The 13,300-nt window shown below is 71.5% G+C and carries 13 protein-coding genes; 10 read left to right on the forward strand and 3 right to left on the reverse strand.

Going from position 1 to position 13,300, the window contains the following annotated elements; all coding sequences use genetic code 11:
* Nucleotides 1-88: 88 nt before the first annotated feature.
* The 8 genes from AB0N16_RS03835 (at nt 89) to AB0N16_RS03870 (ending at nt 6,538) form a co-directional block, all read left to right on the forward strand.
* Nucleotides 89-865: an amino acid ABC transporter ATP-binding protein gene (locus tag AB0N16_RS03835; RefSeq protein WP_365792665.1), complete on the forward strand. Its 777-nt coding sequence runs from the start codon at nt 89-91 to the stop codon at nt 863-865.
* Nucleotides 866-924: 59 nt separating this feature from the next.
* A complete protein-coding gene (locus tag AB0N16_RS03840; protein ID WP_365792667.1) occupies nt 925-1,764 on the forward strand; it encodes a glutamate ABC transporter substrate-binding protein in 840 nt (279 codons plus the stop codon).
* Between the two features lie 149 nt (nt 1,765-1,913).
* Nucleotides 1,914-2,579, forward strand: coding sequence for an amino acid ABC transporter permease (locus tag AB0N16_RS03845; protein ID WP_365792669.1), 666 nt, complete (start codon nt 1,914-1,916; stop codon nt 2,577-2,579).
* Nucleotides 2,576-3,484 (forward strand): amino acid ABC transporter permease, encoded by a 909-nt coding sequence (locus tag AB0N16_RS03850; RefSeq protein ID WP_365792671.1) that lies wholly within the window; start codon nt 2,576-2,578, stop codon nt 3,482-3,484. Before AB0N16_RS03845 ends, AB0N16_RS03850 begins: the two co-directional genes overlap by 4 nt.
* Before the next feature lie 235 nt (nt 3,485-3,719).
* Nucleotides 3,720-5,342, forward strand: a complete 1,623-nt coding sequence (locus AB0N16_RS03855) for an FAD-dependent monooxygenase (RefSeq protein ID WP_365792673.1) — start codon at nt 3,720-3,722, stop codon at nt 5,340-5,342.
* Between the two features lie 78 nt (nt 5,343-5,420).
* Nucleotides 5,421-5,492, forward strand: coding sequence for a putative leader peptide (locus AB0N16_RS03860; protein WP_311737274.1), 72 nt, complete (start codon nt 5,421-5,423; stop codon nt 5,490-5,492).
* Between the two features lie 75 nt (nt 5,493-5,567).
* Entirely contained in the window at nt 5,568-6,122 is a 555-nt protein-coding gene (locus AB0N16_RS03865; protein ID WP_365792675.1) for a cysteine dioxygenase, read from the forward strand.
* Nucleotides 6,119-6,538 (forward strand): rhodanese-like domain-containing protein, encoded by a 420-nt coding sequence (locus tag AB0N16_RS03870; RefSeq protein ID WP_365792677.1) that lies wholly within the window; start codon nt 6,119-6,121, stop codon nt 6,536-6,538. Before AB0N16_RS03865 ends, AB0N16_RS03870 begins: the two co-directional genes overlap by 4 nt.
* Here AB0N16_RS03870 and AB0N16_RS03875 read toward each other — a convergent pair.
* The 3 genes from AB0N16_RS03875 to recA all read right to left on the reverse strand — a co-directional run bounded on the left by AB0N16_RS03875 (nt 6,535) and on the right by recA (nt 11,236).
* A complete protein-coding gene (locus AB0N16_RS03875; RefSeq protein WP_365792679.1) occupies nt 6,535-9,063 on the reverse strand; it encodes an ABC transporter permease in 2,529 nt (842 codons plus the stop codon). The genes AB0N16_RS03870 and AB0N16_RS03875 overlap by 4 nt on opposite strands.
* Nucleotides 9,064-9,195: 132 nt before the next feature.
* Nucleotides 9,196-10,101 (reverse strand): recombination regulator RecX, encoded by a 906-nt coding sequence (gene recX, locus AB0N16_RS03880; protein ID WP_365792681.1) that lies wholly within the window; start codon nt 10,099-10,101, stop codon nt 9,196-9,198.
* Nucleotides 10,102-10,105: 4 nt separating this feature from the next.
* Nucleotides 10,106-11,236, reverse strand: a complete 1,131-nt coding sequence (gene recA / locus AB0N16_RS03885; protein WP_365792683.1) for a recombinase RecA — start codon at nt 11,234-11,236, stop codon at nt 10,106-10,108.
* 618 nt (nt 11,237-11,854) lie between these two features.
* On the opposite strand from recA, the gene AB0N16_RS03890 reads away from it, so the two are divergent.
* Together AB0N16_RS03890 and AB0N16_RS03895 are read left to right on the forward strand one after the other, a co-directional pair.
* Nucleotides 11,855-12,130: a polyprenyl synthetase gene (locus AB0N16_RS03890; protein WP_365792685.1), complete on the forward strand. Its 276-nt coding sequence runs from the start codon at nt 11,855-11,857 to the stop codon at nt 12,128-12,130.
* On the forward strand, nt 12,123-13,175 hold the full coding sequence (locus AB0N16_RS03895) for a polyprenyl synthetase family protein (protein WP_365792687.1): 1,053 nt from the start codon (nt 12,123-12,125) through the stop codon (nt 13,173-13,175). Before AB0N16_RS03890 ends, AB0N16_RS03895 begins: the two co-directional genes overlap by 8 nt.
* Nucleotides 13,176-13,300: the final 125 nt, after the last annotated feature.

Genomic DNA, 13,300 nt, shown 5'->3' on the forward strand with positions numbered 1-13,300 from the left:
ATGCTCAGATCTCCCTCAGATGTAATGACGCTGGTCATGCGCGGTAACTACATTCCTCCGCAACCGAGGAGGACGGAGCCCGATAGCGATGACCGAAGTATCGGTGGCCAAGGAAGACGTGGCCGCGACCGGCGAACTGGTCGTCCTGAAGAGCGTCAACAAGCACTTCGGCGCGTTGCACGTGCTCCAGGACATCGACCTGACGATCGCCCGCGGCGAGGTCGTCGTGGTGATCGGGCCCTCCGGGTCCGGTAAGTCGACTCTGTGCCGCACCGTCAACCGTCTGGAGACCATCGACTCCGGAACGATCACGATCGACGGCAAGGCGCTGCCCCAGGAGGGCAAGGAGCTGGCCCGGTTGCGCGCCGACGTCGGCATGGTTTTCCAGTCCTTCAACCTCTTCGCGCACAAGACGGTGCTCGAAAACGTGATGCTCGGTCAGGTGAAGGTCCGCAGGGCGGGCAAGAGGCAGGCCGAGGAGAAGGCCCGCGCCCTGCTCGACCGGGTCGGTGTGGGCACCCAGGCCGACAAGTACCCCGCACAGCTCTCCGGCGGCCAGCAGCAGCGCGTGGCGATCGCGCGGGCGCTGGCGATGGACCCGAAGGTCATGCTCTTCGACGAGCCGACCTCGGCCCTCGACCCCGAGATGATCAACGAGGTCCTTGAGGTCATGCAGCAGCTGGCCCGGGACGGCATGACGATGATCGTCGTCACCCACGAGATGGGCTTCGCGCGGTCGGCCGCGAACCGGGTGGTCTTCATGGCCGACGGCCGGATCGTCGAACAGGCCACCCCCGACCAGTTCTTCAGCAACCCGCGCAGCGACCGGGCCAAGGACTTCCTGTCGAAGATCCTGCACCACTGAGGCGCGGCGGGACCCGCTTCCTTTCCCAGACGTCTTCACCAAAACGAGGGATGTTCATCATGCAGCTCCGCAAGGTCACCGCCGCCTCGGCCGCCGTGCTCGCGCTCGCCCTGTCCGCCACGGCGTGCGGCAGCGGCGACAAGGACGACGACAGCGGTTCGTCGGGCGGCGGCAAGATCAAGATCGGCATCAAGTACGACCAGCCCGGACTGGGCCTCCAGGAGCCCGACGGCTCCTTCTCGGGCTTCGACGTGGACGTGGCCACGTACGTCGCCGGACAGCTCGGTTACAAGCCCAACCAGATCGAGTTCGTGCAGACCAAGAGCGCCGACCGCGAGAACGCCCTCGCGCGCGGTGACGTGAAGTTCATCGCGGCCACCTACTCGATCACCGACGAGCGCAAGCAGAAGGTGGACTTCGCCGGCCCCTACCTGCTGGCCCACCAGGACCTGCTGGTCAAGAAGGACTCGACGATCGCCAAGGGCACGGACCTCAACGGCAAGAAGCTGTGTTCCGTGACCGGTTCGACCTCGGCGCAGAACCTCCACGACACGATCGCCCCGAAGGCCAACCTCAAGGAGGTCAGCACCTACTCGGAGTGCATCGCCGGCCTGCAGAGCGGGGCCGTCGACGCCGTGACGACGGACGACTCGATCCTCGCGGGCTTCGCCGCGCAGGACAAGTACAAGGGTCAGTTCAAGCTCGCGGGTCTGAAGCTGAGCAACGAGAACTACGGCGTCGGCGTCAAGAAGGGCGACTCCGCGACTCTCGACAAGATCAACAAGGCGCTGGAGAAGATGGTCGGCGACGGCTCCTGGCAGAAGGCGGTCGACGCCAACTTCGGCCCGGCCGACTACAAGAACGAGGCCGCCCCGAAGATCGGCGTGATCGTCAAGTAAGGCGCGGTTCCGCGCGCCCCGCGGAACTCGGCCGACGCAGGGATCCGGCAGGTCGCACGGTTCCTCGGGCGCGCCGCCGCCGCCGCTTCCCCTGGCGGCGGCGCGCCATGCCCTCCACCTACGCCACACACCCGGAAGCGCGGGAAATCGTGTTCGACTTTCTTCAAGGCTACGACGTCCTAGGGGCGTTCTGGACGACGGTGAAACTGACCGTCTTCTCCGCCGTGGGCTCCCTGGTCTGGGGCACCCTGCTGGCCGCGATGCGGGTCAGCCCGGTCCCACTGATGCGCGGGTTCGGCACGGCCTACGTCAACACCGTCCGGAACATCCCCCTGACGGTCATCATCATCTTCACCTCGCTCGGTCTCGCCGACATCTTCGGCGTCACCCTGGGCGCCGACGACTTCGCGGTCCAGGGTTTCCGGCTGGCCGTGCTCGGCCTCAGCGCCTACACCGCGGCCTGCGTCTGCGAGGCGATCCGCTCCGGCATCAACACCGTGCCCGTCGGACAGGCCGAGGCGGCCCGCGCGATCGGGCTGAACTTCTCGCAGACCCTGCGGCTGATCGTGCTGCCGCAGGCCTTCCGCGCGGTGATCGGCCCGCTGGCCAACGTCCTGATCGCCCTCACCAAGAACACCACCGTGGCCGCCGCGATCAGCGTCGTCGAGGCCGCCGCCCTGATGAAGACGATGATCGAGAACGAGGCCCAGACGGTGCCCATCGGCGCGGTCTTCGCCTTCGGCTTCGTGGTCCTGACCCTCCCGACCGGCCTGTTCTTCGGCTGGCTCGCCAAGCGCCTGGCGGTGAAGCGATGAGCTCGGTTCTGTACGACGCCCCCGGGCCCCGCGCCAAGCGGCGCAACGTCCTTCTCTCCGTCGTCTTCGTCCTGCTGCTCGCCCTCCTGCTCTGGTGGGTCTGGCAGAAGATGGACGACAAGGGCCAGCTGAAGTGGGCCCTGTGGCAGCCGTTCACCACCTCCGAGGCGTGGACCACGTATCTGCTGCCCGGCCTCGGCAACACCCTCAAGGCCGCGGCCCTCGCCATGGTCATCGCCCTTCCGCTGGGCGCGGTCCTCGGCATAGCACGGATGTCCGACCACGTGTGGATACGCGTCCCGGCCGGCGCCGTCGTGGAGTTCTTCCGGGCGATCCCGGTCCTGCTGCTGATGCTGTTCGCCATGGAGTTCTACGTCCGCTCCACCGATGTCGGCAGCGACGAACGGCCGCTGTACGCGGTCGTCACCGGCCTGGTGCTCTACAACGCCTCGGTGCTCGCCGAGGTGGTACGGGCCGGCGTCCTGGCCCTGCCCAAGGGGCAGACGGAGGCGGCGTACGCGATCGGTCTGCGCAAGGGCCAGACCATGACCGGCATCCTGCTGCCGCAGGCGGTCACCGTGATGCTGCCGGCCATCGTCAGCCAGCTCGTGGTGATCGTGAAGGACACCGCACTGGGTGGTGTGATGCTCCAGTTCACCGATCTGCTCAACGCCCGCGGCACCCTGGCCGCCAACTACGCCAACGTCATCCCGAGCTTCATCGTCGTGGCGGTCATCTTCATCGTCCTGAACCTCATCCTCACCACGTTCGCCTCCTGGCTGGAGGGCCGGCTGCGGCGCAGCAAGCGCGGCACGGGCGCGGTCCTCGGCCCCGACATCGACGACATCAACGCGGGCGAGGTCGCCGGCACCTTCGCCACGGGGGCGGGCGGCGCCAACCCCTGACGCCGGGTCAACCCGGGCGACCGACGTGGAGGCAGCGGCTGTCCGGCCGCTGCCTCCCCCCTTTTCACCCGGCTTCCGGGGCTCGCGCGCCCGCCATGCTGACGTGTCCCCGGGTGCGCCGCTTGACCGGGTGGCGCCCAGTCTGTTGCATACGTTCTGTGATCGTGCACCCTGCTCCACCAACCTGTTCATCCGTCTCCGTCGGGACTTGCGTACGGGCAGGGGGCGCCGCGCCGTGGACCCGGTGATCATCGTCGGAGCGGGGCCCGTCGGGCTTACGCTCGCCTTGGCGCTGGCGCGTCAGGAGGTGCCGTCCGTCGTCCTGGACGAGGGCCCGGGCAAGGACGAGCCGCGCCCGGCGCGCACGGTGGTGCTGCGCGAGGACACCACCGCCCTGCTGACGCGGCTGTCCGGCGCCCCGCTCGACGAGCTGGGCACCCGCTGGGCCGGCTGGCGCTCGATGCGCCGCAAGCAGGTGATGCGCGAGGTGGTCTTCGACGACGCCGGCGAACCGTCCCCGCTGCACATCGCCCAGCACACGCTCACCAACGCCCTGCGCGCCGCGATCACCGACCAGCCGCTGGTCAAGGTCGCCACGGACAGCCGGCTGGACACCGTCGAGCAGGAGCGCTCCGGGGTCACCGCGCACACGCGTGGCCCCAAGGGCACCTGGTGGCGCGGCAGTTACCTGGTGGGCTGCGACGGCCCGCGCTCGACCGTGCGCAAGCTCCTGGACATCCGCTTCCCGGGCCGTACGGCGGTGGAGCGGCACGCGGTCGCCGCGCTGCGCACGGAACTTCCGTGGCCCGGTCAGGCGTTGCTCCATCGGGCCCCGCCGTGGCGGATGTCCGGGCCCTCGGCCGGGGAGGTGACCGCCCGCCCCCTCCCGGACGGCGCCTGGCGCCTGGACTGGCTGCTGCCGCCCGGCAAGGACCTGGTCACCCCCGAGCTCCTGGTGAACCGGATCCGCGAGACCCTCGCCGGCTGGACGGACGGCACCACGCCGCCGTACGACCTGCTCGACACCGGCGTGCACACCGTCCACCACCGTCTTGCCCGGCGGTGGCGGGTGGGCCGGGTGTTCGTCGCCGGGGACGCGGCGCATCTCCTCGGCGCGTTCGGCACGCACGGGCTGGAGGAGGGCCTGCGGGACGTGGACAACCTCGCCTGGAAGCTGGCCCCGGCCTGGCACCACGGGCCGCACGAGTCGCTGCTGAACAGCTACCAGACCGAGCGGCGGGCGGTGGTCGCCGCCCGGCTGCGCGCCGCCGACCAGGTGCTGCCGGTACTGCGCGGCGGTGGCGGGCTGCGCGGGATCGTGCCCGGCACGGCCCGGGGGCACGACGCGCTCCTCACCGACGGTCACCTGGGGCACGGCCCGCTCGGTGCGCCGGGGGCGTACGCCGACTCGCCGCTCGCGCCCCGTCACCTGGAGCACGAGATCCCGGTCGACACCGCGCCGGGGGCGCCGGTCACCGACGTCCGGGTCACCGCGGAGGACGGCACCTTCGTACAGCTGCGGTCGCGGCTCGGCCGCGGCGCGCTGCTCGTCGTCCTCATCGCGCCTGGTACGGGCGTGTGGGACCGCAAGCACTGGGTCTCCGCCGGGATCATGCCCCGGCTGGCCGCGGCCGTGACCGCGCTGCCGCACCCCGCCGAGCTGCTGGTCGCCGAGGCCTACCCGGGTGCACCGGCGCACTCGGTGCTGCTCGTGCGCCCCGACGGCCATCTGGTGACCGCCCTCAGCGGGGTCCGCCCGGCCGACCTGTACGCGGCCGCCGAGGCGACGCTGGGCGGCAAGGACCCGGAGAAGACCGAAGCGGAGGCGGAGGCACAGGCCGGATCCGGCGCGCGGTGAACGCGCGGTCCACATGGTGACGGTGAGTTGACCCGTCCGCACCGGCATGGTGTACTCCGCAACGTGAACGACACCACTGTGCGCCTGTGGCGGAAGGTCCATGTCGACCTGGTCCGCTACGCGGGCTGCGTGTGTCTTCCGTCCTGCTGAATTCGCTTTTTCTCCTTCTTTCTCCGGGGCGCCGTCTGCGCTCCCTTCGGCGAATCTTCATCAGGAACGGTGCACGTGTCTGCTTCTCTCTCCACCCCGGCCTCCCCTGCCTCTCCGTCCGCCTCCGCGCCCGGCGCCGCGCCCACTCAGGCGGACCTTCTCGACTTCGTCCGGCGTACGGCCGCCGACACCGAGCTGATCTCCTCGCTCCCGCTCGACCCGGAGGGCCGCACCTGGGTGCGGCTCGACGGTCCCGGCGGCAGCGAGGCCTGGCTGATCGGCTGGCCGCCCGGCTCCGGCACCGGCTGGCACGACCACGCCGAGTCGGTCGGCGCCTTCCTCACCGCCAGCGGCGAGCTGAAGGAGTACTCGCTCGCCACCCGGCTGCCCACCGACGGCTGGAAGACCCTGGAGCTCTCCGAGGACGTCGACCGCGAGCGTCGGCTGCCCGCCGGAAAGGGCCGCTCCTTCGGCCGCGACCACGTCCACGAGGTGCTCAACGAGTCCACCGAACACCACGCGGTCTCCGTCCACGCCTACTACCCGCCGCTGCCGCGGATCCGCCGCTACAGCCGCAGCGGACCGGTGCTGCGTCTGGAGCAGGTCGAGCGCCCGGAGGACTGGCAGTGAGCGGCTCCGAACACCCCGCCGTGGGCATCGACGAGTTGCTGGAGCGGGTGCGGACCGGCTACCGGCGCGTGGCGGCGCACGAGGCGTACGAGGCGGCGCGGACCGGAGACGCCCTGCTGGTCGACATCCGGTACGCGGCGCTGCGCGAGCGGGACGGGGTCATCCCGGGCGCCCTCGTCATAGAGCGCAACGAGCTGGAGTGGCGCCTGGACCCCCAGGGCAGTCACAAGGCCCCCGAGGCCACCGGCCACGACCTCCGGATAGTCGTGATCTGCAACGAGGGCTACGCCTCCAGCCTGGCCGCCGCCTCCCTGCACCAGCTGGGCCTGCGCCGCGCGACAGACCTGGTCGGCGGCTTCCAGGCGTGGAAGTCAGCAGGACTGCCGGTCACCTCCGACAACGACGCCGACCGTTAGTCCTTCGCCGTCGCCACCGTCACCGCCGGCACCCGCAGCGCCACCCGGCCGGGAAGAGCCGCGGCCACCAGCGCGAGCAGCGCGGCGGTCGCGACGACGGTCACGTACAGCAACGGCGTGACCGTCGGTGCGGCTCGGCCCGTCATGCCCACGCTGAACGCGGTCAGTACGGCGAGCGCGATGCCGCTGCCGAGGGCCGTCGCCAGTGCCAGCACCGACAGCACCTCGGTCCGCAGCATCCGGAGCACCTGACGGCGAGTGGCCCCGGCCAGCCTGAGCAGCGCGAACTCCCGGACACGTGCGGAGACCGACATGGCGAGCGTGTTGACGACGGCGATGGCGGTGAAGGCCAGGACCAGCCCCATGGCCAGGTAGTTGACCTCGGCGTTGTCCTGTTGACGGTCGGCCTGGAGAGAGTCGGCGGCGGCCGGCGAAAGAATCCGCAGACCCGGGAACTCACGGAGCGTAGTCGCGAGTTGTGTTTGTGTACGGGCCGTGCTGACGAGGACGGAGGAGGCGAGCGGGTTGTCCACGTGGTGCGAGACGAGGTCGTGGGCGAAGGTGAGATCGCCGAAGCCCAGACCCCGGGCGTAGACGGCGGCGACGGTGAGGGTGGCGGGCGTGCCGTCGCCGAGGGTGAGTCGCAGGGTGCGGCCGGGCGCCAAGTGGTGCTGTTCGGCGGCCAGTTCGCTGACGGCGACGGTGCGGTCGGTGAGGCGGGCGAGGGAGCCCGCAGTGACCTCGGGGTCCCAGGTGCGGGTGAGGCCCTCGGGGGTGACGCCCTGGGCCGGGTACTTGTCGAGCCCGACGCGGACGGTCGTGTGGACCACTTCGGTGACGGCGTCGTGGTGGGTGCGCAACCGCTGCGCGGCTTCGGCCGGGACGCCCGGCCCCCGGGCGGCGACGACCCAGTCGGCGGTGACCCCTGCGCGGGCCTGGGCGCGGGCGGCGTCGCCGAGGGTGGACTGGACGAACAGCACGGTGCAGGTCATGCCGACGAGCAGGGTGAGAGGGGTGACGACGGAGGCCATCCGGGCGGCGTTGCCGCGCAGGTTGGCGGTGGCGAGCCGACCACCGTGACCGGTGAGCCTCAGCGGTCCGGCGAGCAGCAGCGCGGCCGCCGTGACCAGCAACGGGCCGAGCAGGGCGACGGAGGTGGAGAGGACCACGACAGCGAGGAAGGTGACGGGAGTCGATGCGGGTTCGGTGCGCAGGGAGGTGAGCAGGACGACGAGCACGACTCCGCCGGCGAGCAGCAGCAGACCGGCCGCGATCCGCCCCCAGGCGGGCCGGGCGGCCTCGGTCCGCGACTCGGCCAGTGCCTCGGTGGGCCGGATCCGGGTGATGCGCCGGGAGGCGATACGGGCGGCGGCCCAGGCGCCGATCAAGGTCGCGACGAGCGCGGCGATCGGCGGGAAGACACCGGTGGTGTGCTGAAGCGTGGCCGGTACGGCGCCCAGGGCGACGAACCTGGTGTGCAGCCAGGCGCCGAGCGGAAGCCCCAGGAGTGCGCCTACGGTGCCGGCGACGGCGCCGACGATCAGTGCCTCGCGGCCGAGCAGCCGACGGATCTGGCCGGGAGTGGCGGCGATGGCCCGCAGCAGGGCGAGTTCGCGGTGGCGCTGCTGGACGGTGAGCGCGAAGGTGCCGACGACCACCAGGATCGCCACGAGCAGCGCGGTGCCGCCCATGGCACCGCCCATGCTGACCAGCCGGACTCTGGCGGCGGCCGCGTCCAGGAACTCGACGGGGCCGCGGGCGTCCCCGGTGGAGACCTGGGCGGTGGTGCCGCGCAGTGCCCGTGTCACGGCCCGCTTCAGCTGGTCCGGGTCGGTGCCGTGGGCGGGCAGCACGCCGAACGCGGTGACCTGCCCGGGGTGTGCGGCCAGCCGCTGGGCCTCGGCGGTGGAGAAGAAGAGGGACGTCTGGTGGCGTACCTCGGTGGCAGGAGCGGCGATTCCGGTGATCCGGTAGGCGCGCGGGGCCTGCGTCGACTGCACGGTGAGTGTGTCGCCGGGGCGCAGCCGGGCGCGTGCGGCGAGGTCGCGGTCGACGACCAGGTCGGTGGCGGCCTTCGGGGCGGTGCCGGTGACCAGTCGGTACGGGGTGAGCGGGGCTGACTCCCAGGCGTGTCCGTAGGCGGTACGGCCGCCGGCGCCGGCCGGGGTCAGCGGCTGGGCGAGGAAGGTCAGTTCGGGCACGACCCGGGCGGCGCCGGGCGTGTGGGCGAGCCGGACTTCCAGGTCCGCCGGCAGCCAGGCGCGCTCGGCGATGGGTTTCGCCTTGTGCTTGACCTTGGTCTTGCCGTGCTTGTGCTTGACGGTGGTCCGGTGGACGTACTGGTCGCCGGAGACCACGACGGGGGTCGCGGCGTAGCGCTCGGTGCGGATCGTGCCGCGCAGGCCGGTGTCGAGGAGAGTGCCGCAGGCGGAGATCAGCGCGGCCGCGCAGAGCAGGGCGAGGAAGGCGCCGAGGAACCCGGCCTTGCGGGCACGGACGGTCCTGAGGGCGTAACGCAGCATCATGGCGTACACGGTTGTTCACACCCGGGTCCCCGGGCACTGCGGTGACCCGGTGTCTTGGGAGGGGGTTAACCCCACCACCCCGGCAGGCCGGCGCCGCCTTTGAACTGACCGCCCGTCAGGCCTGCCGGTTCGTCAGAAGTCCCCGCCCTCCAGGAAATCCGTGTCCTCGCCCTCCTCCTCCAGGGCTCGCCGGACGACCCTGAGTGCCATGCCCTCGGGGTATCCCTTGCGGGCGAGCATGCCGGCGAGGCGGCGGAGGCGCTTGTCCCGGTCGAGGCCCCGGGTGGAGCGGAGCTTGCGGGCGACGAGTTCGCGGGCCGTCTCCTCCTCCTGCTCGGAGTCGAGCTGGGCGACGGCCTCGTCGATGAGCGCCGAATCGACGCCCTTGGTCCGCAGTTCCTGGACGAGTGCGCGCCGGGCCAGCCCCCGGCCGTGGTGCCTGGACTCGACCCAGGCGTCCGCGAACGCGCTGTCGTTGATCAGCCCGACCTCCTCGAACCGCGACAGCACCTCCTCGGCGACGTCGTCCGGGATCTCCCGCTTGCGCAGGGCGTCCGCGAGCTGTTTCCGGGTCCGCGGGGTCCCGGTGAGCAGGCGCAGACAGATCGCCCGCGCCCGCTCAGCCGGGTCCGCCGGAGGCTCCCCCTGCTCGGCCCTCGACAAGGAGGAGGAACCCCCGTCCTCACCTGACGGCTCCCCGGAGCCACGCCGACGGCGCGTCCCGGGCCGCCGCGAGCCACGGCCGGGTGATCCGTGTCCGCGGGGCCCGGCCGGGCCGTCGTGCGTGCCGTCCTCGTACACCCTGTACGAGTCGGGCGGGCCGTCGTCCTCGTACGAGCCGTCACGCCCGTATGAGCCCTCGCTCCCCCGTGTCGCACCCCCGTCCCGGTGCCGGCGTGCCACCGGGTGTCCCTCGCCGTCGCCCCCGTACCCGTCGCCGCCCGTGCCGTAGGGCCCGGTACCGTCCCCGGTGCCCCTCCCCCGTGGGGCACCGGGGGACATGTACTCGTAGTCGGCCCAGTCGGTTCGTCGTGTCACGGCGTCAGCTCTTGGCGGTGGCGGCCTTGGGCTTGGTGACCTTGGCGGCGGCCGGGGCGGGCACCGTCTTCGCCGGGTCGACCGTGGCCGCGGTGACGACCGCCGCGTCCGCGCCCGGCTCGGCGGTGGGCTCCTCCGGGCGGACGCCGACGCCCAGCTTCTCCTTGATCTTCTTCTCGATCTCGTCGGCCAGGTCGGGGTTGTCCTTGAGGAAGTTGCGCGCGTTCTCCTTGCCCTGGCCGAGCTGGTCGCCCTCGTACGTGTACCAGGCGCCGGCCTTGCGGACGAAGCCGTTCTCCACGCCCATGTCGATCAGACCGCCCTCGCGGCTGATGCCGTGGCCGTAGAGGATGTCGAACTCGGCCTGCTTGAAGGGCGGCGCGACCTTGTTCTTGACGACCTTGACGCGGGTGCGGTTGCCGACCGCGTCCGTGCCGTCCTTCAGGGTCTCGATGCGGCGGATGTCGAGTCGCACCGAGGCGTAGAACTTCAGCGCGCGGCCACCGGTCGTGGTCTCCGGGGAACCGAACATCACGCCGATCTTCTCGCGGAGCTGGTTGATGAAGATCGCGGTGGTCTTGGACTGGTTGAGCGCACTGGTGATCTTCCGCAGCGCCTGGCTCATCAGCCGGGCCTGGAGACCGACGTGGCTGTCACCCATCTCGCCCTCGATCTCCGCGCGCGGGACGAGCGCGGCGACGGAGTCGATGACGATGAGGTCGAGGGCGCCGGAGCGGACCAGCATGTCCACGATCTCCAGGGCCTGCTCGCCATTGTCGGGCTGGGAGAGGATCAGGTTGTCGATGTCGACACCGAGCTTCTGCGCGTACTCGGGGTCGAGGGCGTGCTCCGCGTCCACGAACGCGACCTGACCGCCCGCCTTCTGCGCGTTGGCCACGGCGTGCAGGGTCAGGGTCGTCTTACCGGAGGACTCCGGTCCGTAGATCTCCACGACACGGCCGCGTGGCAGGCCGCCGACGCCCAGGGCGACGTCGAGCGCGGTCGACCCGGTCGAGATGACCTCGATGGGTTCCTTCGTCCGGTCGCCCATGCGCATGACCGCGCCCTTGCCGAACTGCCGTTCAATCTGTGCGAGAGCGGCTTCGAGAGCCTTCTCGCGGTCGGTACCTGCCATGGGTTCCACCCGGTTTGCTTGAGTCGATCGCTTCACGTCAAAGACGCTAACGCCTGCCACTGACAATGCGCCCCGACGCCGGTCCGGCCTGTGGATAACTCGGGGACTTCTCCGCCGAAACCATGTCGAACTGCCACTGGAGTCACTGTCGAGAACTCCGCCGGAGCCTCCATAAGAATGGATGTTCGATTTTCGTGTCAAGCGCACCACGCGGTACTCCCGTACTTCCCCGCACGGCACTCACCCACCGCTCGCCCCCCGCTCATCGACGGACTCCGAGCGGTGCGCGGACAGGGACGGGGCGCGCCAGACGCGGGGAGGGGGTTGCGCGGGGCGAAGACGGGCGACGGCCGTAAATCGGGCGTACGCGGCACGCGGGCGGGAGCGCGCGGCGCGCTGGGGGCGGCCGCCGGAAGCGAGAACGCGGCACGGCGATCCGAAGACCTCGCCGTCACCGAAGGCGCTCGCGGCCTCGGCGCACGCGCCCTCCAGCGTGGCGGCCACCCGGCAAGGCGTTCACCCGATCGTGAGTTTCCGCATGCCCGCGCCCGTCGTGCCGCGATCCTCGAAGAGGCGTCCGGTGGGCGGCGCCCCTGTGTGCCGTGGGTGGGAGAGCGCATGACACGTGAGACGGGACGAGGCGGCCTGGACGAGCAGGCCGTGCTGCTGGCGGCGGGGCTGGCCGATCTGGCGGTGAGCACGGTGGGCACCGCCTTCGGGACGTTACGGGGGCTGCTGCGCCGCTCGGACGCCGGAGCGCTGGCGGCGGAGGCCGAGCACGACCTCACCGCGCGCGGACGCCTGGTCCTGGACCGGTACGCGACCGTCCCCCCGGCCCATCTGGAGATCCTCGCCCGGCACGCCCTCGCCCGGCGGACTGCCGCCGATGGCTGACCGGTGGGATCCGACCGGCTTCAAGATCCGCGTCGACGAGGTACTGCACCGGTTCGTCGCCCAGGAGGCCGACCTGTTCGCGGCGGTCGATCCGCTCCTCGGCCCGGTGGCCGAACAGCTGGAGGCGGCGGTCGCGGACGGCAAACGGCTGCGGGCGGCGTTCTGCTACTGGGGCTGGCGTGCGGTGGGGCAGCCGGACAGCGACGCACTGGTGCGGGCGGCGGCCTCCATGGAACTGGTGCACGCCGCCGCCGTCGTGCACGACGACCTCATCGACGACAGCTCGCTGCGGCACGGGCGCCCCACGGCACACATCGCCCTGCGCGCCGCCGTACCGGCCCACCCGTGCGCCGACGGCACCGCGCGGTCGCTGGCGATGCTCGTGGGCGATCTGCTGATGTCACTGGCCGGACAGCTGTTCGCGACCTGCGGGCTGCCCGCCGCCTATCTCGCCCGGGCCCGCCCCCTGTGGTCGATGCTGGCCCGGGAGCTGATCGCGGGCGAGTGCCTGGAGATCCTGCGCAGCGGGACCGGCCCGGACACCACGGCCTCGCTGAAGGTGATCCGCTACAAGACCGCGAAGTACACCGTCGAGCAGCCCCTGTTGATCGGCGGCGCCCTGGCAGGGGCGGGCGAGGTGCTGCGGGAGGGGTACTCCGCGTACGGGCTGCCGCTGGGCGAGGCGTTCCAGCTGCGCGACGACCTGCTCGGCCTGTTCGGGGAGCCGGAGCACACCGGCAAGGCCAACGCCGACGACGTGCGCGGCCACCGGCCCACCGCGCTGCTCGCGGAGACCTGGCGGCTCGCCCGTGAAGAGGACCGGGAGCGGCTCGGCGCGGTGCTCGGCAGACGCGATCTGGGAGCGGAGGGCCTGGACGCGGTCCGCGAGGTGATGTGCCGGCTCGGGGCGCCCGACCGGATCGAGCGCATGATCAGCGCGCGGGTCGCGGAAGCACTCGACGCCCTCCACGCACTGGACGTGCCGGCCCCCGCCGCCGGCGCCCTGACCGCGCTGGCCCACTCGGCGGCGGTCCGCCTGTTCTGACACCCGCCCCCTGTTCTGACACCCGCCCGGGGCACGGACGACCCCCGCTAAGTGACTCACGAAGAGATCCGCGAAGACCGAGAGCCCCGCAGAGACGAAGACCGAGAGCCCCGCATAGACAAGGA

The sequence above is a fragment of the Streptomyces sp. NPDC051105 genome (genome assembly GCF_040682795.1).
In the GTDB taxonomy this organism is placed as follows: Bacteria; Actinomycetota; Actinomycetes; order Streptomycetales; family Streptomycetaceae; genus Streptomyces.